Origin of the sequence: Maribacter aquivivus (assembly GCF_900142175.1) — a bacterium.
GTDB classification, from domain to species: Bacteria; Bacteroidota; Bacteroidia; order Flavobacteriales; family Flavobacteriaceae; genus Maribacter; species Maribacter aquivivus.
Window position 1 is genome coordinate 2373825 of record NZ_FQZX01000001.1, and the last position, 23122, is coordinate 2396946.

The window sequence follows — 23122 nt, forward strand, 5'->3', positions numbered from 1 at the left end:
GTCTCCCAACATTCTGTTGTTGGTTCTGGGTCTTGTGTTCCTGTTATCTCCCATGAACAAGTTGCATTATTGAAAGTTGCTGTCTCCCAACATTCTGTTATTGGTTCTGGGTCTTGAGTTCCTGATACTTCCCACGAGCATGTCGCATTATTAAAAGTTGCGGTCTCCCAACATTCTGTTGTTGGTTCTGGGTCTTGTATTCCTTGGTTTTCCCAAGTACAAGAGGTACTATTGAATTGATAGTCATCCCAACAATTAACATTAGTTGGTTTATCAAGATCAATATAGGTTGCTCCTGAACAATTTTCACCATTGTTAATTGCAACAGCATCTATTTCATTCCAACCTGGCACCGCTGGGCTATCTAGTTCTATTCTTACTTCAGAAACATCAAATGTTGTTTGTGGAAATTCAATTTTTAAAATTCTAGAACATGTAATATGAATAGGAGTTGCAGTATATACTGATTCCCATTGATCTGTGTTAGGATTTTTTACTAGCACATTGTCTATTGCCCCTCCGTTGAATGTTTCAAAAATGTGTATCGCACTTATGGGAGCAGGATTATCAAATCGTAATTCTATCCATTCTCTTTGTGCATCTTGGGTTCTAGAAGCCCATGTACCTTGCAAATCTCCATAATCCGGATAAATATTGAATGCTCCTAAAGCTTGTTGTGCAGACCAAGAGTTTGTATTAAACTCCGTACTAAAACCTATTATCTCTGCAGCATAATTACATGCCTGCGATGCATTCTCTGTTGTTGTAAACTCGATTACAGTACAAGAAGTAGATTCAACAGTATTATTTATTGCAAAAACAGAAACGAAATAAGTTGTGTTTTCTAGTAAATCGTTTGTAGGTGTATAACTCAATACATTACCTAAAGTCTCATTCACTATATCTGTACCACCAGAACTTGTACCTACAGATACTCTATAACCAGTTGCTCCTGTTGTAGCATTCCATGTAATGGTCGGACTAATAGATACACCCGTTGCCGTATTAAATGGTGCATTTACTTCTGGGCAATTAGGGACCGTAGTTATTGTTTCGGTTTTAAATTCAACAACAGAACAAGAAGTGGATTCAACAGTATTATTTATAGCAAAAACAGAAACAAAATAAGTTGTGTTTTCTAATAAATCGTTTGTAGGTGTATAACTTAATACATTACCTAAAATTTCATTCGCTATATCTGTACCACCAGAACTTGTACCTACAATTACTCTATAACCAGTTGCTCCTGTTGAAGCATTCCATGTAATCGTAGGGTTAATCGAAACATCTGTGGCTGTATTTGTTGGCGAAGTTACAACTGGACACGAAGGAGTGATGACTGCACATTCTTTGCCAGCATCTGTAATTGTCCAACTATCATTGGTAATTATACTTTGTCTTTGTGTTTCCGATAGGCAATATTTACTATTACCACCGCTAAATACAACTCCTGAATTTAATGTTTGTGAACTCCAACTTATTAGTAATTTGTCATAATTATCTGTTGAAAGTTTTACGTTATTAAACATATTAGTAGCACTAGTTAGACTATTGATATTCCAATTTTCTAAATTTTGATCAAACAAGTCTGCACTACTAAACATTGAACTCATATCATCTACTGCAGAAACATTCCAACTACTTAAGTCATTATTAAAAGAGGTTGCATAACTGAACATCAATCTCATATCATCTACGGCAGAAACATCCCAATTGTTAATGTTTTGGTTAAAGGCAAGTGCCTGTCTAAACATACTATTCATTTTTTCAACCCTCGATGTACCAGTACCATTTGTCCAATTTAATGTAGCACCACCATTGTTAAAACTGCTGGCACCATAAAACATTGAACTCATATCATCTACCAATGAAACATTCCAATTACTAATATCTTGATTAAATGCTACTGCTCTTTCAAACATAGCATTCATTTTAGCAACTTTTGCAGTACCAGTGCCACTTGCCCAAGTTAATGAAGCACCGCCATTATTAAATTCGGAAGCCCTGTCGAACATATGTTGCATATTATCAACTAATGAAACATTCCAATTACTAATATTTTGGTTAAACTTTAATGCACCTCTAAACATGTAAGACATATTGGTAACCTTTGCGGTACCAGTGCCATTTGTCCAAGTTAATGGCTCATTATTATTGTTATAAACTAAAGCACGACTAAACATAAAAGACATATCATCTACATTAGAAACATTCCAACTACTTATATCTTTATTGAAACTTGAAGCAGAAGTGAACATAGAAGTCATATTTTTAACCGTGCTAACATCCCAATTATTAATATCTTGATTAAAAGAGGTACAGTTGGCAAACATAAGAGACATTTCTATAACATTAGAAAGATCAGGGCTATCTGTAGCTTGACCACCAAGATTAGAGCAACCTCGAAAAGCAGCACCCATGTTTGTCCATATTAAATCACCCCATTGGTCAATCGATATAATTTTATCTTTATCTCCTAGGTTATTAAAATATATTCTTGGAAAATCTCCTCGTATTCTAATGGTATATGTGCCAGCTGTACCAAAATCGTGGGTTACATTTCCTGTTAATCCTAATTCATCGAAAGTGCCGTCATTATTCCAGTCTAAATCATAATTGTAACCTGTTCCTGTTGTTGGAATAGTAATTTCGGTATCACTAGATGTTCCTGTATTGTCTGTTTTCCAAGTGGTAATGAATGATGAGGACAAAGCATCGCACTCGGCTTGAGTTTCCAGAAAGGTTAAAGTCGCATCAACACGGGTCCATTCAGTAGTGCTATATGTCTTGCTATCTACAATTGCGCAAGTAAGTTTTGGGCAGTTATCAGCATAAAAGTCAACCTCATCCATTGCCGCATTATTACCATTTCTAAGATTTACACTTTCTATTAGCGGGCTATTTTGAATACGTAATCGACTTAAACCTGTATTTTGAGAAAAGTCTAAGCTTGTATAATTGTTTTCGTAACATAATACGGTCTCCAATGAATTACCAGGCGCAACACTTAAGGTTTTCATGCTATTCTGATGACAACTTAAACTTTTAAGTGCGGTGTTTAGACTTACATCTAAATTTGCAATATTATTTACATGGCAATTTAAAGTTTTTAAAGCAACATTGTTTTGTAAGTCTAAACTGGTTAGGTTGTTTACCTGACAATCTAATAATTCTAAAGCGGTATTGGCAGCAAGATCCACTGCTATAAAATCGCAATTTCTAATATATAACTTTTTAAGTACCGTATTCTGAGAAAAATCCATCGCAGTAATTGCATTAGATTGTACGTCAATTGTTTCTAAAATGGGATTGTTGGTAACATCTAAATTTGTGATGCCAGTATACCCGCAACTTAGATAATCCAGTACAGGATTGTCGTCTAAATTGAGACTTGTTAATAAGGAATTACCTCCACAGGCTAACTCTTCAAGGAGCGGACATTGAGTTACATCAATAGAGGTGATATTGCAATTTTGAACTTCTAACTCTGCTAATAATGCATTTTCTGTTACATCTATTGTTTCTAGGTTTGGGTTTCCAAAGGCTAATATGCTTTTTAATGCTGGGTTATTAGTGACAGCTATAGATAAAAGTTGGTTGTTGTAACAACCTAACACTTCAAGCATAACATTGCTACTAAAATCGAGAGTTGTTAAGCTATTGCCATAGCAGTTTACAGTTTTTAGTTGTGTATTACTAGATAAATCAATCGTTGTTAGGTTATTATTTTGGCAGTACAAAGCTTGTAAAGCTGTAAAATCTTCAATACCTGTTAAATCATCTATGGCAGACGAAGGAACATTTAGAGATGTAATGCTATTTATATTTATAGTAGGTACAAAGCCATCTATAGGTGCTGTATCATAACCGTCATCAATTAATGCTTGTTCAAAATTTGGATCAGGTATTGCCGTATTCTGACCATAGCAGATAGACGTGAAAATGATAATTAAAAAGGTGGAAAACAGTTTTGTAATTTGTTTCTTAGCGGCTATAATAGAGGCTATTTTAAACATATTGTAGGGTGTTATATTCTTTGGTTGATGAAAGCGGTGATTTCTCGCTGGTCTTTTACGGATATAGCGACAGAATCTAGAATTATTTTTTTATCCGGATTCTTCAATTTAATGTATCCGTTTAAGGCACGACTGTCTAGATGTATTTTATTGATATTGACAAAAGGGTAGAAAGGTTGGTCATTTAAGCCAAGTAGCGTAATGCCCTCGTCATTTAACTCAATTACCGGGGTAATTGGTTTTTTAGAAATACTTATGATTTTAGAAATAGCAAAACCAAAAAGCAAAAGTGCTTGCCATGCGAAATACTCGATTAATAGCCATCCAAAAATGAGAAGACCTATGCCCGTTGCCAATAGGAAATACCATATTAAAAGATTTTCTTTCTTGAAATAGATTTTGGTCATTTTAGATTCTACGAAGCCAATACGCTTCTGTTGGTTTTTGAACCTAAATAACGAGAATTAGACTAGAAAAGTGCTATAGTGTTAACCCGATTGATAAGTGTCGTATCTTAATTGATATTCGATACTTTTAGTAGCTATTCATTTAAGAGTATAGCCTTTATTTCAGCCTTTCGCCTTGCGGAAATAGCAACAATGTCATTATTTTTTAAACGGATAGTGTCGTTTTCAAGACTAAGGATATGTCTTTTATTGACTAGAAATGACTGATGAGTTCTTATGAAAATATCTTCAGGTAAAAGTTCTTGATAATGTTTTAAGTTTTTTGAAACTAATATAGTCTCACTCTCGGTTACTATTTTAGTATACGACCCATCAGATTGACAATAAAGAATATTATCGATTTCTAAAAGATGCATTTTTTTTGCTGTTTTTAGAGCTATTTTTTGAACACTAGATGCTCTGTTGTCTTTTAGATTTTTTAAAAGTGCTTTAGTCTCCTTCTCAACATACACCATAGATTCTACCCTCTCTAATGTATTTTTTAACTCATCTGGTGCAATGGGCTTTAGTATATAATCTAAGGCATTGTACTTAAATGCTCGTATTGCAAATTCGTTGAATGCAGTAATAAAAACAAGTTTAAAATCTATTTGGGGAATTTGCTCTAACAAATTAAAACTGCTACCATCTTCAAGCTTAATGTCTAGAAATACCAGGTCTGGTTTACAGTTAGTTAGCATAGTCTTGGCACTAGTAATTGAAGCAGCTTCACCTACTACCACATATGTGCTAGATATTAACGAAAGCATTTTTTTAATTAATTCTCTAACGTTGACTTCATCATCTATAATTGCAATTTTAATCATTGGCGTAAGTCTAAAAAGATGGATACTTTTGTTCCTTTATTATTATCAATTGCTTGTATAGAAAACTTTTTTTCTTCTCCTAAGCCTCTAAGTTTTAGGCGTTTTAAAAATATGTCTATGGCATGTTCACGATTGTCACTTACTTTTTCTTTATTGTAACCAATACCGTTGTCTATAATTTCTATATGAGTATATTTTTCTTGTTCTGTAATATTTATTTGAAGTAATCCCTTTTCATTTTTTTGTTTTAAACCATGCTCAATTGAATTTTCAATGAAAGGTTGTAATAACATTGGTGGTAATTTTATCATAGAAACCTCAATGTCATCGGTCATATTTATTTCATACTCAAACTTATTTTCAAAGCGTAATTGTTGCGTTTCTATATAGTTCTTTAAAATGTCAAGATCTTCTTCTAATGTAATTTGTTTTTTATTTACAACATCAAAATTTTGTCTTACTAACTTGGCAAACCTTGTGAGATATGTACTTGACTTTATAGGATCTTCATCAAAGAACGTTTTTTGAATTGCAGTAAGCGCATTAAATACAAAATGCGGGTTCATTTGTGTTCTTAGTATTTTTTGTTCTAGCTCTAGTTTTTGCTGTTTTAGCTCTAATCTTGAATTTCTGTTCTTTTGAAAAACATATAACCCAAGAGCAAGTAAAAAGCTCAAAATTGCACCTAAAATAATTTTGTTCTTTTTATTTAATTCTAATTCTTTTTTTAAGTTTTCTTGTTCAATGAATTGCTCGTTTTTTCTATTGATCAATTTCATTTTTTCTTCACTTTCATAAGAAGTCAGTAATTGAGTAACCGAGTCTTTCTTTCTAATGAAATTGGGTATACTTTTGAAATCTTCATCTTTTACGGCAGCTTCAATTAGCACTTCATAGATTTCTTGCTGAATTACATAGTGCTCTGTCTGTTCTTCAATAGCTAGCGCCTTTTTGTAAATGGAAATACATTTCTTAGCATCATTTTGTATTAAATACACATAGCCTAAATTTCTTAGGGCATTGGTATTTAATCTATCAATATCACTATTAAGGGCAATTGCTTTTTCATAATAACAAATTGCTTGTTCATAATTTTCAGTTTGTTCTAGTATAAAACCTAGATTGTTATATGAAGCTGACAGCGTCTCTTTATCATCTAAGGCTATTTGTAAATCAATGGCTTGTTTTACATGAGTTATAGACGAATCATAATCTCCTGCTAAAAAAGATAGATGACCTAATGAGTTTAAGGTTTTAGCTTCTCCTTTCTTGTCGCCAATCTCACGAAAGAACTTATAAGCGTTATTAGTATATATAGCAGCGGTATCTTGCTTTGAAAGCATAGCATAAGAATCGCCCAATAGCATATTTGTTTTAGCTAGGTATTCTTTATTAGCTTCTTTTTCGAATAAATAAAGCGCTTCATTTAAGCTACCTATAGCTTCAACGTCTTTTTCTAAGGTTGCAAGTAACCGTCCTTTTTCATGAAATAGTATTGCCCTTCTTTTATCTGAGAAATCTTCAAATTTAATGAGGCTGTCAATTTTTTGAAGCGATGGTCTTAAATTTTCATTTGATATGAAATCTAAAAATTCACTATCGGTTAGTCCGTTGCCTTTGGTATTTTTTTTGCAACAGGTAAATGAAACAATTACTATCAGTAGAATAAATAATTTGGTATGTTTCATTTTTATGAACTCAATGTATATTGATTTATACAATTTTAGATTTTTTGAAGATATGCTATTATTACATACTATCTAAAATTGCTTTTTTCTTATCTGTGTATTCACTATCTGAAATCAACTCCATCTCAAAGAGTTCTTTTAGCTTTTTTAGTTTTATCATAGGACTATCGGTTGCTGGTTGTTGTTCTAAAGAGCCTTGGTTCATGGTTGAATTTCCTTGAGCGCCAGCATTCAAACCCATTAACATACCTGCTGCACCAGATTCATTGTTAGCGGCATCTCTCATTGCCGCTATTCGTTGCATTTCTGTGTATTCTACACCGGCAATTTTAGCAGCCAAAACTTCTGCTTGTACGTCTGATATTTTTGCAATTCGGGCTAAAGTATCTTTATCGAACTGAGAACCTTCTATTCTGAAATCTAAAACTTCAAAACCTAAATCAGTAAAAACAGATGCTGTTTTTTCTTTTGCCTCAACAGCTATAGTATTTAGGTTACTATCAACATCTACATAAGAGAACTTAGCATTTGCCAAATAATCTGTAATGGGTTGTGTTACCCTTGATATAAAGATTTCTTTTAAATGAGAATGGCAATATATTTCTTGACCAGCTATTACGTTTTCAAAAAACCATTGTGGTTTTGTTATTCTAATACTGTAATTACCAAATGCAGAAAGTAGTATTGGGAAAGTATAAATAGGGTCTGTGTAAGCAATAGGCACTCTTGTACCCCAACGCATATTTAAAATATCTGCTTTGCGATAAAACCAAATACCCATTACATGTTCACTACCATCACGTAAAGAGAGAAACTTTTTTACAGAAGTTAAAAAGGGAGTGTTGTCAGATTTTAGGTCGTACGTGCCTTCTTCAACTAAAACACTCTGTACCTTACCTTCATAGGTTAAAATGCAACCTTGACCAGGTTGAAGTATTAGTTTTGATGCATTTTTAATTTCATCGCCACTTTCGGTAAACTTAATGAAAAGCTCTTTTTCATTTGGGTTTTCCCATTGTATTACTGACCGATATTGGTTTGCTATATTCATCTAAATTCTTGTTGTTAAAAAGGCTGTAAAGCAATAATAACCATAGTTTTTATGTTCTACAATTCTGATTGATAAGCGTTAATATTTAGTTTGTAAACACTACGAGATAGAAGGTTTTAAGATTTTTATATGCGTTTTATAGAGCGTGAACTCAACTATTTCTAAAAAAAGAGTTAGCAGCATTTTTAGCTTTATATTTCTATCGCATCGCTATTTAATTCTTTTGAGAGTACTTGAGGTTCCTTTTCTAATTGATTAATAGTATAGAATGCACTTACCGCAGCTAAAATTAAAGCGGGTAACACTACTATGAAAATATCATTTTCTATATCAGCATCTGTAAACACAAAAATTGAAACTATTGTAGCTATCTCTACTCCAAACCAAGTAAGAACTAATCTCCAAATCCATTTACTAGGTTTTATATTTTTTTCTTCAGCTATTGTTCTAATTTTTTTAGTAAAATAACCAATTGCGAGAATTTCTAACATAGATACTAATTTTAGGTTTGTGAATTAAATGGAAATATATAACCCTAAAATGCTATTTATATTTCTTTTACCTATAAACAATTTATATGCGTAGTTATTTAATTTACAAGTGTAAAGAGGGAGTAGTTATAGCACCAATAAATTACAGAAAACGATGAAAATGACACCCTGGAGAAAGGGGGCTAGAATCCTTTTTTTATATAAAATAAATATGAGTTTTGCTATGTAAAGGTGAAGGGATAAGTTTAAAAAAGACCAATTTTTTTTAAAAAGTGCCACTGTGTTTTTTTGATTTCAATAGTCTAAATATTAAATACTGAATGATAAAAAATACAGGCAGAACAGCTACAGCCCCAAAAATAGAAAATAAAATCATGATTTCTAATGCCGATTCCTTAACATCTTGTAGTAAAATAACACTGTAGAAAAGATATAGAAAATAGAAAGTGCGTCTAAAAAACTAACCGCAATACGAGCTAAAACATTATTTATTTTTTTTCTAAATACGACGGAAAGAACAAGGCTTGTACTACTAAATAAAAACAAAATATAAGGAGTACTGCCTAGTAGCAGCGCTTCGGCTTTTCGCCCGTTTATGACAGATTTTAAACTTTCATTCGCTGTTTTACCGTTGTTGCTTTTTATAGAAGTATCTACACCTAGATTTTCAAAAAAAGTAAATTGTTCTTGGTTGCCATTCTGAGCTGCATAGTGTAATATGGTAAAACCTTGTTCATCTTGAAAATCTAAATCTACAGGATACAATGAAATAAAATATTTGAAGGTTTTTTGCCCATCTTCACCAAATATAAACTTTGCAAGTTCTAGTAAGGTCTTTTTGTTTTTTATTGAATGTATATCCAAACCATTATCAACTAATAGCTGTATTGCAGATTCATTCTTTTTGGGGAATGTGTTTAAAGCATAAATAGCACTCGCATAAAAATGATTTAATTTATCTTTTTGAAGTAATGATTCATCTAATGTGAAAATATATTTCATTAAATCTATAGCATTACTATTTATTGCTACTCGTAAGCAATGCTCTAATTCAATATCGCCTTGTCTTGAAATATCATTGTTGGGTAAATAACCATGTTTAAGAACAGTTTGAAACTTTTTTAAAACTGTTTTTTTTGATGAATTATCAACTACAAGATTTAGATATTCTTCATTATTAATGTCAACAACTTGGGCTAAAAGCGAATCTAGCGTTGTAAACTCTTCTAACCGAATTGATTTTATTATTTTTTTTGTTAAAAAAATATCGTCTGCGGTTTTACCGTTAACATTTCTTATCGATATATCTACATCCAATTTTTTAAATATATGATAAATACTATCTGAGGCATTTCGCGCAGCTTGATGCAATATAGTTTCTCCGTTTGGGTGCGTATTATTTAAATTAATACCCATAGAGGCTAATTTCTTAAATGCAGTGATTGCTTCTTTTTCTTTATACCCTTTGTAACAATCTTTAGCAAATTTAAATACATACTGTTCTGTGCGATAGCTTTTTAGGTCTATACCTAAATCTATAAGAGTTTTTAATGCCGAAGGTTCTGTAAGAGGGTTTTCTTTAAGTTCGGTATAGGCTCTCTGAAAAATTTCAGTTTGGTTATCCTTATAATCATTCTTAATATTCCATTCTGGTTGGGTTGCTAAAAAGGAGATTACTTCTGTATTCTTACTAACTATAGCGGAATAAAAAGCACTCAAATACTCATATTCATCTTGTTTATAACCGCTTTTTAATAGAAGATTATAATTCTGTTTAACATGTTCTATGTTCGAATTTAAGGTTGCTTTATATAGTAACTCTTCAGAATTGTTTAATGCGGCTCCTTCGTTTATTAAAGTGACAACTTGACTATGCGTACCATTTTCTAAGGCTTCTGATAAATCATTAGACTTATTTTGCCCAATCATAATTTGACTCGCAAAAATTAATGCTATCAGAATATTTTTAAGTTGTCCTACTTTTTTAAAATTCATTTTGTTTGATTAATGAACTATTGCGCCGTATACAGCTTAAAATAACTACACTCACTAATAATCATATCATAGAAATCTGTAGATGAATACTCTTCTTTTAACGTTTTGAAGCTTTTATATTGGGGTAAATTAAATGTGTAATATTCATTCTGTTTTACCTCAAAAGTTTCTGAAGCGCCTACGTTATAAAAACGATTTAATTCGCACTTTGCCATTAAATATAAACACCGCGCATTTAGTTCCTTATCTGTAGAAAGGTCTATTGTATTTTGATAATAACCCATAGCTACAGTACTCATGTCAAAATAGTTTTTGTCATGTAGATATATGTTAGATAAATTATAGTTTTCTTTATTTTTAATTATCGCATCTGCTTCTTTAATTTGGTCATTGTACATGTAATTATAACTACCACCGTTTGTATTACTTGTTAATAAACCACGGTAATAACCAGTGTTAGATATATTGAAGTAATAATTGCCTAATAAATAGTTGGCTAATTTTACTTTCCACTGCTTTTCATCATGCCTTAATCTCTCTAAAGCAATCAAATTTTCTGCTAATTGTTTTCTGTTGAATTTAGCTGTAATAAAAGGAAATGCTTTATACACCTGATCCACCATAACTTCACTTTCTAAACAGTCAAAGCATTCCATTATGTTGTTACTGAATATTAGTGCTGGTATAGGTTTAGCACCTACATAGGTTTTGTTTTTATTAAAAAAAATTAACGCCATTTCTGGGTTCTTTTCGTATAAATAGAAAACACCTTTTTGATAGTTGATATAATCTAAATAATTTACATTTTCACTAGTATTTACTTTAAGCAAATACTTCTCATAATCACTTTTATCAGGTTTTAGATAAAACCTCTCTAAATCGTCTAAAAGTACTAATGATTGAATTTTGTTTGTTTTTTCTATAGTATTATGAACTAGAAAAGCTTTTGCAATTTTGCCATTATCAAAATAGGTATGGGCAATTTTATCTAAAATTAAGTACCGCCAATCGTTTTCATCATTCCATATACTATTGTCTTTTATTGGGTTGTTCAATAAGATTTTATTGATGTAGTTTTCATTTTCTGGGCTAATGGTTTTCCAACTAAAGACCTGGTAAACAATGCTCAATATTTTCTTTTGATCAGAGAATGTTTTGACTCCTTTTAATTTATTTTCAGCCGCAGTTATGTCTTTGTTTATAAACGAAAGGTATGAGCTTGATAATTTCCAAAAATCTTTATTTTTAATAGTAGCAGAAGTCATTTGTTGTTCAGCTATTTGTAATAAATTTTCATGTTTTTTATTTGCTAAATAGGGGAGTTCCTTTTTATGCTCATAGCTATCTGTTGACCAAACTTCGCGCTCTACATTACTTAAAGCACGCATAAAGAGAAGTTCTACTCGGGCATCATTTGCGTCTAGTTTAATGAATTTTTTAATGTTATTTACTTCATCTGAAAAATCTCGTAGACTACGAATTAGCAGTAAGTCTTTTTCATCTTCAATTCCTTTTGAATAATGAGACCCATCTACGTTTTTAAAAGTGCAAAAATTAAAACTATTATAAGACGATTTTTTTCTATCAATACTTTTGTTCAGCACTTTGGTAAAATAATATGCAGCAATGTCATAATTTCCTGAAGAGTAATGGCAACCTGCAACTTGGTCTAATATGTAAAAATATATTTCATTTTTAGGTACATTATTTTCAATCGTATTTTTAAAAAATACAATAGCATCACTATAATTTTTTGTGTAATGCAGTGCCCTAATTATTTGGTAATAATATCTTGCTTTTAGTTGTTCGTCGCTTATTGTACCTATTAGCGTATTAGCTTCGGCAACCAATTCTTGAGCATCTAACGTCTCATATTCTGACCTTAACAAAGCTGCATCATAGTCCCAAGTACTTACTGCGCTTCTATGAGAGAATACCTCACTACATTTTTGCGCAAACTCTAAATAGTTTTTGACATCTTTTTCTAAATTAGATTTTTTGTTTTTCCAATCAAAATCAGGATAATTATAAACCGCCTTTTCTATCTCTGAAGTAGTCCAGTTGGTAAGCATACTTTTCCAAAGTTGTACATTTCCTTTTGGGTAAACTTTTTTAGAGTTTTCATCATAGTAATAATGCTCTTCATAAAAATGGCTGTACTCATCGCGTAAAAAAGGATAAAATTCGTCTGCAGAAATATTAGTTTGTTTAAACAGATTATAAAAGCCACCATACCATTCTCCGCCACCACAAGCTAATAGTATAGAGGTGAAGAATAGCATAATACATGTAAATAAGTTCTTCATAATTGGTTGATTATTTTCTTTAAATTCAAGCTGTTTAAAGCATTATCATCTAAATGATAAAAGATGATATCATCAATATTCAACCTGCTATTTTTTATTGTTTTGTAGGATGTTATGATCTCTTTTTCAGAAAGTTCTTCTAATTTTAAGTTATACCCTTTACTTAAGTAAAACCCTTTATACAAGGTATCTTTTAGAATAGAAAAATTAGTCTCGTCTACTTTTTTAAAATGACTGTCATTCTCTAAAATAGCACGTTCTGTGTCTTTTATTATTTTAATTTTATTTGAGGTGTTCGAAACTATCGTTTGAGAAAAAAGTGGTAACCCAAGACTTAGTTTTAAAGGGTAACTGGTATCTGAATTTATATATTTTTGAACTATTCTGTTTTCTAAAATTGAATTCTCATTTCTACTTTTTAAGTCTCCAATATTGTATAGCATTAATGTTCCTGATTTTACTGGAGGAATGCCTGTTTGCTTTTGAAATTTTACTTGATGTAACCTAATAGTTGTAGATACTTCAAATTCATTATTCATTAGTTTTAAAAACTCAAAATAGGCATTCTTTGTAGTCTGTGTCCAATCACAATCTATTTGTATTGTGGTTAGTTTTTTTTGAAATTGCTTTTTGCTTATTTCATTTATTAATAGGGTAGTGCGCTCAGCTAAACCTTGAATATCAATTTCATCTTTAAATACATGATTTGTAATATATACCACGGGTACAATATCAAAATCATAATACGCCTTATCTACTTCTCTTAAAAGATATACTGGGTAAATACCATCATTTTGTGAATCATTTTCGTCTACCAAGTTAAGATCAAAATAATGTAAGTAGACCTTTTTGCTTTCTGCTAATGTTAATGCTTCTTTATATGCTTCGGTATATGTAGCTTTAGCTTTCCAATGGTAAAAAGAAATATTCTTGGCTTCATTGGTATAAGAACAACTATAGAAAAGTGCACTGAATATAAATAAGAAGAATATGATTATAAAATGTCGTGTTTTTATCACTTTAATTTGTTTTGCTAGTAGGTTTATTAAGTACTATTCTTCTCATTTTCAAAAGCCACTTCATGTTTATCTAGAGCACTAATTTTTCTCTATTCTTTTTTCCGGATAATTAATTCTAAATTATGACTAGAATTGCCGTATTCATAGTTTTTATCTTCCATAACAAATGTTACACGTTCTATATCTTTAGGTTCTTCTAGTATTTGAAAGGAATCATAATCTGCATTTTTGATTATTCTATTTCTATAAAATATGTGTTTATTGTCTTTAGAGTATTCATATTCAATTACTTGAAAAGAGTTTGCATTGGCATCTCTAATTAAATTACCTTCGTAATACACATGTTTTTTGTCTATTATATAACGATCTTTACACGTATTACAATCTAATACTTTTGCTGTTTTTGAGTCTACCCCTTTTAATATTGTGCTATAGTTACCAGCTACATGATACATCTGATTTTTATCTTCAGCTAATTGAAAATTTATAAATTTAAAGCTTGGACCATGACTTCCAGGTATTAGCTTATTCTTTTGATACACTCCATTTTTATCTGCTGTAAATAATCTTTGTTCGTGATTAATTACCCTAAAAGTAGAAACGTCTCTTTTACTTATTTTATGCCCTCTATAAAATATGTTTAGACTGTCTTTAGCATACTTTTTAGACAATTCAACCAATGTTTTGGGATCAGCTCCTTTTACATTAAAAAGTTCTACTTCTTTTTTTAAATAATAAGTGGTACCAGAACGATAGGTATCATGATACATTACCGAATCTTTTAACACTTCATAATTTACAAAACCTTTTTTTTGATTCTTAAGATATTTCAAGTCATCATCATTTGGAATACTATATTCTGTGCCATTTAGTATTTTTTTATTGTATTTTTCTAAGGTTATAGATTGCCACGAAAATTCACCAAACCACTTAAAGAAATACCTGTTGTCAATAAATTGATCATATTTTGTTACAATAGAATCTTTGTATCTAGCTATAGTATCATTAGCAGCTTGTTGGTAGGGAACACTTTTCTTTTCAACATAGTTTATGTAGACAGTATCTTCGCTAAAAAGAATATTCTTTGGCACTGCACTGCCTTTGTCTTGCCAGATTACTTCATTATCATTTATAGTAAATTGGTAGTTGTAACTATACGAACTACTGTACTCGTGATTTGAAAAAATACCTTTACGTGAGTCTGTTTTTTCTGTTTTCTGAACTGCCAGAAGTTTGTTTTTTGCTAGTTGCTTACTGGTTACATTGGTGTTTATTTCTGTTTTAGTGGTACAAGAAATAAATACGAGCAGTATTGTAATACTAAAATAATATTTCATTTTTTTGATTTAACTTATTCTAACCACTTTACAGCTCTTCTTCAATTTCTGAGCAATTAATTTATTACCAGTTTTAAAATATTCTTCATAGGTTTTGGGTTGATTAAGTACTTGTTTTAGTTTTAAGGTATTAGCTTCTTGTTATTTAATTTTATGATAGGTGCCAAAAACCCTATCCCAAATAACGGTATAGAACCCAAAATTGCTATTTGCATGCTGGTGGTGTGTTTTATGAAAAACGTGGTTGCCAAATAATAACGGTTGCTTTATGTTATTGGTATTTAAGTGACCAATAACTCCCAAAGCCCAGTTAAGAACAATAAATACCAAAAAGCTGTACACATTAAGCTGTATGAATAGAGCACAAGCGGTTAGAAGTAATCCGAAAAGTATAGATTCAGCAGGTGCCATTACATACAAACTGATGGCGTTAAAGTATTCATGAGAATGATGCGTATCATGAAATTTTTTAAAAGGCCATATAAAGTGAGACACTAAATGAAGTAGATACATTACCAAATCGAAAGCGAAAAACAATAGTGCAAAATCAAGAAAAAAATTGTCAGTTGTAGTAAATTGAATATTTCCATTTTTAAATAAGAAATAGCCAGGTATAGCCACCAAAATATTTGCAGTTACAATAATAAAGCTATTAAAAACGTCATGCTTTGTAAGCTTTAGAGTTGTATGGTTATAGACTTTAGACCATGTATAACTTATTATAATTGTACATAAATACATAAGAATGTTGGCGGCAATTAAGCCGCCCCAGAACATTTTTGTATTATCTAGTAAGTGCATTTTCTTTATTTTACCAAATCAAAGGCTCTATATCTTGCCAAATAACCCAACGGTTAGTTTCTTTTACATTCATATCTGTCACTAAGGTTTTGTCTCTTTCTGTTGCTGTTAAATCAAACTTTATGACATAACCTGAAAAAGTGCCAATAACCAAACTCTTTTTATCAGCAGAATAGTCCATACTCATAATAGTGCCACCAACATGTAAATAAGCTTTGTCTTTTGGGTCTTTAGGATTAGAATACCAGATGTACCCGTTGTTTGCACCTAGCAAGTAACCATCTTTAAAAGGGAGGATAGAGAAAATCCAAGCATTATCGTTCATAAGATCAAAACGTTCATCAAAATCTTGATACCACGAAGTGTTTGCTTCAATAGGTAGATGTTTTAAGTCCATACCAATTACACCACTTTGTTGATAATGACATGAACCCAAGGCAATGTGATTTAAAGTGTCATGAAAAGCTACGGTATGTGGGTATTCTGAACGTGCCTGAACTTTACCTGTTTTTTGAAAATGACCATCTTTTTCTTCTAAAATAAAATGTTCACTTGATTGAAAACCAGTAGCTATTTTAGTGTTGTCTGGAGATAAAGCAGCGTGGAAGTAATCTAAGTTTACTTCAAAAGTTTCACCTTCATCATATTCTTCATAGAAACTCTCTACAAAATGAGGAAGCATTTCTTGTGTTGGAAAAATGCATTCACTACCATGATCACCAACTATAAAAATACCGTTGGTAGTAGTTAGTAAAACTCGTTTGCCATCATTAAATACAGTAGCGCTAAGAACAATAAGACCTTCTTTTTTAAAATTTGCAACCTTTATATGCTCTGTTGCTTTTCCATATCCTTTTGGGTATTTGAAAATATGTATTGGTTCAGCATCCCAATCATTATATATCTGAACTTCTTTTTTAGTAATCTTAACTGCATATTCTTTATTCGCAGAAATTCCTATAGCACGTATACCTTTTTGCTTGGTTACTTTATCGTCTTCTAATAAATATACGTTACCGTCTTTTAAATAAATATTACCATCTGCACGAACTACAATTCTATCATCTTTTAGAACAATCAGTTGATTTATACTTCTAGAGATTCCATCATAAAATTGTTGGAATGGTTCATACGCCGGCGGAAATAATTCACGTAATTTTTTATGCTCACCATTCTTATTCAGCTCTATGGCTTTATGGTAAACTACCTCTGCCATGTCTGCTCTGGTTTCATTTGGTTCTTCAGGACCATCACCACCTTTGTAAATAGCATCTAAAAATGCATTTAGCTGATTTTTAAATTGTTCACCCTCTTTAGTCCATCTTTCTGATAAAACTGTTGTAGCATCTTTTTTGCTAAATAATCCCATAATTTCTTCTTTGTTGTAGTTAATTGAACTTCTAAGAAAAAGGATTATTGTTAAGTATATCTCACTAATTTGTATTCGTATCTATCTAATTTGTATTTGCTATTTTTTAGTATGAAAATTTAGTTTTAAGGACTATAAATCAATGCATTTACAATTAATCATTGATTTAAATTATGGTCTTGAAACAAGTTCTAAAACTTCTTCTTTGGTCAGACTTGTTTCCCACTCTAAACGTTCTCCTTTGTTGTATTTAAAATAGGTATAAGTGTTACTGTTATTATCATAACGTATTTGAACACCGTCGTAAAAATCTCTATTTAAGATTATTCCTGTTGCTACATGCTTATCATCTATATAAGAATGCATGGTCACTTCACCGTCAACAAACAGCTTTTCTGGATTAAGAAAGTCTTTGTACGTAAACTTCTTAATATGTTTTAAACTAGGGGATGCCTTTAATAGAATTCCTTCTTTTTTTAAGCTGATTACTAATTGAGAATCTACCAATGAATAATTAACATCATAACTAGCTTCATTGTAATTAATGTTGATAGCGGTAATTTTATTATCGTGAAATTCTATTATGCCGGCAGATACATCTACGTTAGAATATACTTCAACTCTTGCTTTCGTTTGTTCTTCATTTAAATAGGTGGCTCTGAACATCACCAAATCTGAATCTTTTTCAGTAACGATAAAACCGGTATCAGAATAGATAACCGTATTTCGTATTTTTTGATTTAGATCATCTTTGGTGATTATGGTTTTTAATAGCTTTCCGTTTTGGTATTCGTGAAAATGCAACCTATCTTCTGTATGCTCCATAAATCTACCTTCATGGGGTTTACCAGATTTATATTGCATAGAATCTACAACTGCAAGGGTTTCATAGTCATTAAAACCTACATACTGTGTACCTGAAATTATTCCATTTTCATAGTGGGTAAATGAGGCTAGAACAGATTCAAATTTGAAAAAGTCACCACTAAAAGGTTTGCCGTCTTTGTAATTTCCTTTTGCAATTTCTCCTTTTGGATTTTTTAGGCGTGGCCAAGATTCTGATATAATAATACCTTTGTCATATACAGCTTCTCTCTCTATTACTTCTTCTTGCCCAGTTTCTGTTATTTCTCTTTCAAGGCCTTGTTTTAGTTCTTTATTATAGATTGTGAACGTATGGTCATTTATAACTGTACCCTTAATAGGTTTCCCTTTTTTATAGATACAAGTGGTTTTCTTTTTTAAATCTTTTTCGTAGAACTCAATTAATCCGTGGCGTTCATTGTTTTTATAAGAACCACTAATGCTCAAATCTCTATTTTCTTCATCTTGCTCTATAAAAACACCTTCTTTTATTCCGTTTTTATAAGTAGTCATTTCACCACTATAAGATATGTAATGAACACCATTATATGGTAGTTCATTCTTAAAGGTAACGGCATAAGTTTTGCCATCTGCAATTATTGTTTGTGCACTAACAATTCCGTCTGTATAAGTGGTGTCACCAGTAAAAACAATGGTGTCATTTTCGTAATCAAACTCGAAATTTTCTCTTTTAACTGTAATTCCTTTTTCAAAGTGCGTTATCGTATAAGTGTCACAAACTTGACCTGTATAGGGCTCTCCCTTTTTATACATACACTTGCAGATTTCTCCGTCTAGGCGTTTACTTTTTACCATACCGGTAAGTAGGTCATTCTCATATTCTTGTTGCTCTAAAATCTCACCAACGCTGTTATATTGAGCAAATATGCCATGTTTTTCACCATTTTTAAAAGAAGAAAAAAGCATATTATACGGATCATAGAAAGTTCCGTTCCAAGGTTTATGGTCTTTGTAGATTCCTTTTGCCAATTCTTTTCCATCCTTTAAATAATATGCGCTTTCACCGTTTTTGTCATAATTCTGAATATGTTCATATGATTTCACCTGCTCCAAATTATCGGAATAATACAAAGTTTGCTTGCCTTCTAATCTTCCTTCTTTGTAGCTAGAAATACTGTTAACATAATTATCTATAAACTGACCATTCCAATGTTCACCATCTTTATTTATACCTCTGGTCACTTCTATTTTTTTTCGAGAGTATCCTATTTCCTCACCTTCTAATTTTCCGTTGGCATATGTTTTTAAACTGGCATAGCTAAAAACGGTACCGCTGTGCGGTTTGCCATTCTTGTAATCAGCTTTTGAAAGTAGGTTTTCTTTAGCATCGAATACAGCATACTCACCATGCATTTCTCCATTTTTGAAATGCATGTAATCTTCTATACTTTTTGCATCATCTTCCTTATTTATAAAAAAAGAGGCTAACATTCCTTCTTTAATACTGCCATTTACATAACGATTTTCACCTATTTCTTTTCCTTTTTTATCATAATATCTAGTGATACTAATACTATCGTTTTGTTGTGTTTTTTTCTGGGCAATTTGATTGGAGTTTTCATAAAACATTTGTTGTCCAATACGATTGCCTTCTTTGTAAATAGGAATAAACCCATTAAAACAACAAGGATGAATAAAAGTGCCTTCCCAGCCATGACCATTTTTATATTCCCCTTTTGCTCTTAAAAATCCGTTTTGGGAATACACGATAGATTCTCCGTTAAGTATGCCATTAGAGTAATATCTACTTTCAGAAAGCTGACCATTTTTATGATACCATCTAATTTTTTCCTCTAGAGTTTCATCTTCAATGTTAGACCAATAACCATCCATTTGAATATTGCCGCCAATGAAATAGTCTTTCACATGATATAAATTCCCTTCTTTTTCTAGCGGAAGCGGTCTAAAAAAGGATGCATTTTCTTTTTCAGTTCTATGCCAATCTGCGTCAAAATAGAGTGTGTCTTTCTGTGCGGATATTTGGACTGTAGCAACTAAAAAGAGTAGGGGAAGTATGTTTTTCATTATAGTTATTGCTTGGTGTTAATTAGTTGTACTAATTGCTGCTTGGTTATGTTTTTTTGATCTTCAACCAATTCGCCTTTCTTATACAAGTTATAGTTATAGCTGCCATTTTTATTTATGTTAGTTGTAACGCCGTTGTACTCCCTACCTTCTTTGTACATACATGTAGCAATAGGTGTTTCTTCTCCATCGAAATAAAAACTTGCCGGACCATCACCAAAATAAAATAATCGAAGCCAATCTTGAACATCACTAGGTTTTATAGTAGTCATAGGTTTAAGAGTGCTTTCAAACTTTATAATCATATTTTCTAAGTCAAAAACTAGCGCTATTTTATTTAGGGCAATACTTTCTATGGTAACGTTTGTGTCATATTCCTTAAATGAAAATGAAGCATTAGAAATACCTTTCTCTGAGAATGAAAATCTGCCCATTTCATTTCCATTACCGGTAATAATTGCGGTTCCTTCACTAGGGTCGTTATCTGTATAAATTACTTCGGTAGAATAGCTTGTTATGTCTCTAGAAGGTCTTTCCTTAGAGGTTTTATAGCCTTTGTCAGTATACCTAACTATAGCATCTGGTTTTTTGCTTAGTCCCCATGTATAAATATTAGTCTGTACTAAATTTCCATTTTCATAATGATGCTCTAGGGTATCGCTATTGTATACTTCAAGTAGATTGCCCTGAAATGGTTTTCCGTCTTTATAGCTTACACTATCTAGTACCACCCGCATATTAGAACCCATGGTAGTAAAATATTCCATGCCTGATTTTTGACCATTTTCATAATGACTTACAGATTGATAGCTACTTTTCGTTTCTGTATCTGGTAGGTTAATAGCTAGTGTGGTTAAAAAATCTCCCGAAAAAGGCATGTTGTTTTTATAGGTGCCTTTGAGGCTAACTTTATCTTTAAAAGGGAGGAAAATTGTTTTAATTAAAATTTTTCCATTTTTATATTGAGTAACCTCTTCTATTGAATTTTTGTTAAAATTAACCACAGTTTCATCCCCATTTTTCTTACCTTTTTTATAGTGCGTAAGTGTGTATTTCTCAGGGAAATAGTTCTTGTCAATTTTTTCTAATATGGCAAAACTACCTTCAAACGGACCGTCTGTTTTATAGACACCTTCAGCAATTAATTCCTCGTTACAATAGAATTTTCCTTGTTGAAGTTTATTGTCTTTGTACTCATAGATAGCCTTAAATTTCTGAGCAATATATTCCTCTTTTAATTGTGCGCCTTCGTTATAGGTTTTTCTCGTATAACTGGTTCCGCCAGAATATTCATAAAATACGCCCGTAAAAGGTTTGTTGTTTTGGTACTGTCCTTCGGCAATTAATTTACTTTCTTCAAAATATTGAATTTGACCATGTAACTTACCTTCTTTATAGTTTCTGCTAATACTATCAAAAGGTGAATTATAAGCTCCATAAGCACGCATAGGAGTTTCTAATCCGTTTTTAAGTCCGTTTTTATAGGATACAATGGTGTCTTTGTAAATTGCAGTACCATCAATTGGTTTTCCATTTTGGTACGTACAGAATGTACTGGCCTTACTTTGTAAATTCTCGAATTCTATTTTTCCGTCATAAACGCCTTGGTTATAATTACCAGATGCGATATAATCCTTGTACTTCTTATTAATTTGAAAAGGACCTTCTTTTGTGCCATTTTTAAAAGTGGTTAAGCTACCCGATATACGATTATAATCTTGACCAGAATATGCCTTGCCATTTTTATAAATTAACTCGTATGCTTCTCCGTTTAGGTTGACGAGTTTTTTAGTTTTCTCTTTCTCTTTAAAAAACTGAATTTCTATTTTTTCATCTTGATTTTCAGAATTGTAGGAGGTTAACGTTACTAATTGACCATCTACATACTTATAAACATCATAACCTTTACATTCCTCTCCATTAAAAGGTTCTTGCTCTTTATACTCACACTCACATGCCTTATTCTCAAAAAGCCCTGTACTCATTACCCTGCCAGAAACCTTTCCATTAACATATTCACGTACTGAAATTATTTTACCTTGATCATTAAAAGTGGTGAGCGGACCATAAAAGCCTCCATCTTTATAAGTGGCGATTTTGCGCGTATATTCATTGTAAAATGAACCATTATAGGACATTCCCGCTTTATTGATGCCTCTTGCTTTTTCTTTTCCATCTTCATAATAAGAAACTTCTTCGCCTTCTTTTATGCCATTAACAACAGCATAAGATTGCTTTTTCTGCGTGAAATTTAAATCGTAGTAAGAAGTTGTAATGCCATCATTTCTGCCATTCTTATAGGTGGTTTTTTCTGTTTGGGTATTGGTGAATTCACCATTAAATCGTTTTCCGTTCTTATTAATTCCTGTGGTGGCTATTGTGCCATTATCTGCATAGCTAATTTCTTCGCCATTCAATACACCATTGGTATAGGTTTGTAGCAAACGGTAAACAATAAAACTACCTGAGTAAGGCTCATTGTTCTTATAAGTGCCTTTAGAGCTAACAAGCCCCCCTTCCTTATAAATGGTATTTGCACCTTCTAAAACGCCATTTTTGTATTCTGATTCTATAGATTTTGTTCCGTCTTCAAAATACCAAGTAACTTTGCCGTGTAGGGTCTCATTTTCTAAGTTAGACCAGTACCCTTGCATCTGCAGATTGCCACTTATATAATAGTCTTCTACTTTATATAAATCACCTTCTTTCTCTAATGGGACCAGTCTAAAAAAAGCAGCATTGTTTTTATCTGTTTGATTCCACTTCGAATTAAAATAAAGAGTGTCTTTTTGGGCACATAATTTAGAAGCTACTAAGAGCAAAAGCAGTAAGAGTACTATTTTATAGTTTCTCATTTTTATTTTTT

At 31.8% G+C, this 23122-nt stretch carries 14 protein-coding genes; all 14 read right to left on the bottom strand.

The window, feature by feature from the left end; all coding sequences use genetic code 11:
• The coding region (locus tag BUC31_RS10065; protein ID WP_139251920.1) for a BspA family leucine-rich repeat surface protein at window positions 1–4016 on the bottom strand (4016 nt) is incomplete at its 3' end.
• An 11-nt stretch (window positions 4017–4027) separates the two neighbouring features.
• Window positions 4028–4423, bottom strand: coding sequence for a hypothetical protein (locus BUC31_RS10070; protein ID WP_073243578.1), 396 nt, complete (start codon window positions 4421–4423; stop codon window positions 4028–4030).
• Between the two features lie 134 nt (window positions 4424–4557).
• Window positions 4558–5289 (bottom strand): LytR/AlgR family response regulator transcription factor, encoded by a 732-nt coding sequence (locus tag BUC31_RS10075; RefSeq protein WP_084134991.1) that lies wholly within the window; start codon window positions 5287–5289, stop codon window positions 4558–4560.
• Window positions 5286–6977: a tetratricopeptide repeat-containing sensor histidine kinase gene (locus BUC31_RS10080; protein WP_073243580.1), complete on the bottom strand. Its 1692-nt coding sequence runs from the start codon at window positions 6975–6977 to the stop codon at window positions 5286–5288. The genes BUC31_RS10075 and BUC31_RS10080 overlap by 4 nt, the downstream gene beginning before the upstream one ends.
• A 61-nt stretch (window positions 6978–7038) precedes the next feature.
• Window positions 7039–8028: an SPFH domain-containing protein gene (locus BUC31_RS10085; RefSeq protein WP_073243582.1), complete on the bottom strand. Its 990-nt coding sequence runs from the start codon at window positions 8026–8028 to the stop codon at window positions 7039–7041.
• A gap of 191 nt (window positions 8029–8219) precedes the next feature.
• Window positions 8220–8519 (bottom strand): hypothetical protein, encoded by a 300-nt coding sequence (locus BUC31_RS10090; RefSeq protein ID WP_073243584.1) that lies wholly within the window; start codon window positions 8517–8519, stop codon window positions 8220–8222.
• A gap of 381 nt (window positions 8520–8900) precedes the next feature.
• A complete protein-coding gene (locus tag BUC31_RS10095) occupies window positions 8901–10514 on the bottom strand; it encodes an ankyrin repeat domain-containing protein (RefSeq protein WP_139251921.1) in 1614 nt (537 codons plus the stop codon).
• 17 nt (window positions 10515–10531) lie between these two features.
• Complete coding sequence (locus BUC31_RS10100) at window positions 10532–12820, bottom strand: hypothetical protein (RefSeq protein WP_073243588.1); 2289 nt, start codon at window positions 12818–12820, stop codon at window positions 10532–10534.
• A complete protein-coding gene (locus tag BUC31_RS10105; protein ID WP_073243590.1) occupies window positions 12817–13839 on the bottom strand; it encodes a hypothetical protein in 1023 nt (340 codons plus the stop codon). Before BUC31_RS10105 ends, BUC31_RS10100 begins: the two co-directional genes overlap by 4 nt.
• Window positions 13840–13928: 89 nt before the next feature.
• On the bottom strand, window positions 13929–15176 hold the full coding sequence (locus tag BUC31_RS10110; protein WP_073243592.1) for a DKNYY domain-containing protein: 1248 nt from the start codon (window positions 15174–15176) through the stop codon (window positions 13929–13931).
• A gap of 141 nt (window positions 15177–15317) precedes the next feature.
• A complete protein-coding gene (locus BUC31_RS10115) occupies window positions 15318–15977 on the bottom strand; it encodes a sterol desaturase family protein (protein ID WP_073243594.1) in 660 nt (219 codons plus the stop codon).
• Window positions 15978–15987: 10 nt separating this feature from the next.
• Window positions 15988–17346, bottom strand: a complete 1359-nt coding sequence (locus BUC31_RS10120) for a hypothetical protein (protein WP_073243596.1) — start codon at window positions 17344–17346, stop codon at window positions 15988–15990.
• A 171-nt stretch (window positions 17347–17517) separates the two neighbouring features.
• Window positions 17518–20256, bottom strand: coding sequence for a toxin-antitoxin system YwqK family antitoxin (locus BUC31_RS10125; RefSeq protein ID WP_073243598.1), 2739 nt, complete (start codon window positions 20254–20256; stop codon window positions 17518–17520).
• A 5-nt stretch (window positions 20257–20261) separates the two neighbouring features.
• On the bottom strand, window positions 20262–23111 hold the full coding sequence (locus BUC31_RS10130; protein ID WP_073243600.1) for a toxin-antitoxin system YwqK family antitoxin: 2850 nt from the start codon (window positions 23109–23111) through the stop codon (window positions 20262–20264).
• Between the last annotated feature and the right edge of the window lie 11 nt (window positions 23112–23122).

Bases quoted from the DNA above. Each gene is read 5' to 3' on its own strand.
- BUC31_RS10070 (WP_073243578.1), bottom strand. From the start codon at position 4,423: ATGACCAAAATCTATTTCAAGAAAGAAAATCTTTTAATATGGTATTTC.
- BUC31_RS10075 (WP_084134991.1), bottom strand. From the start codon at position 5,289: ATGATTAAAATTGCAATTATAGATGATGAAGTCAACGTTAGAGAATTA.
- BUC31_RS10080 (WP_073243580.1), bottom strand. From the start codon at position 6,977: ATGAAACATACCAAATTATTTATTCTACTGATAGTAATTGTTTCATTT.
- BUC31_RS10085 (WP_073243582.1), bottom strand. From the start codon at position 8,028: ATGAATATAGCAAACCAATATCGGTCAGTAATACAATGGGAAAACCCA.
- BUC31_RS10090 (WP_073243584.1), bottom strand. From the start codon at position 8,519: ATGTTAGAAATTCTCGCAATTGGTTATTTTACTAAAAAAATTAGAACA.
- BUC31_RS10095 (WP_139251921.1), bottom strand. From the start codon at position 10,514: ATGAATTTTAAAAAAGTAGGACAACTTAAAAATATTCTGATAGCATTA.
- BUC31_RS10100 (WP_073243588.1), bottom strand. From the start codon at position 12,820: ATGAAGAACTTATTTACATGTATTATGCTATTCTTCACCTCTATACTA.
- BUC31_RS10110 (WP_073243592.1), bottom strand. From the start codon at position 15,176: ATGAAATATTATTTTAGTATTACAATACTGCTCGTATTTATTTCTTGT.
- BUC31_RS10115 (WP_073243594.1), bottom strand. From the start codon at position 15,977: ATGCACTTACTAGATAATACAAAAATGTTCTGGGGCGGCTTAATTGCC.
- BUC31_RS10120 (WP_073243596.1), bottom strand. From the start codon at position 17,346: ATGGGATTATTTAGCAAAAAAGATGCTACAACAGTTTTATCAGAAAGA.
- BUC31_RS10125 (WP_073243598.1), bottom strand. From the start codon at position 20,256: ATGAAAAACATACTTCCCCTACTCTTTTTAGTTGCTACAGTCCAAATA.
- BUC31_RS10130 (WP_073243600.1), bottom strand. From the start codon at position 23,111: ATGAGAAACTATAAAATAGTACTCTTACTGCTTTTGCTCTTAGTAGCT.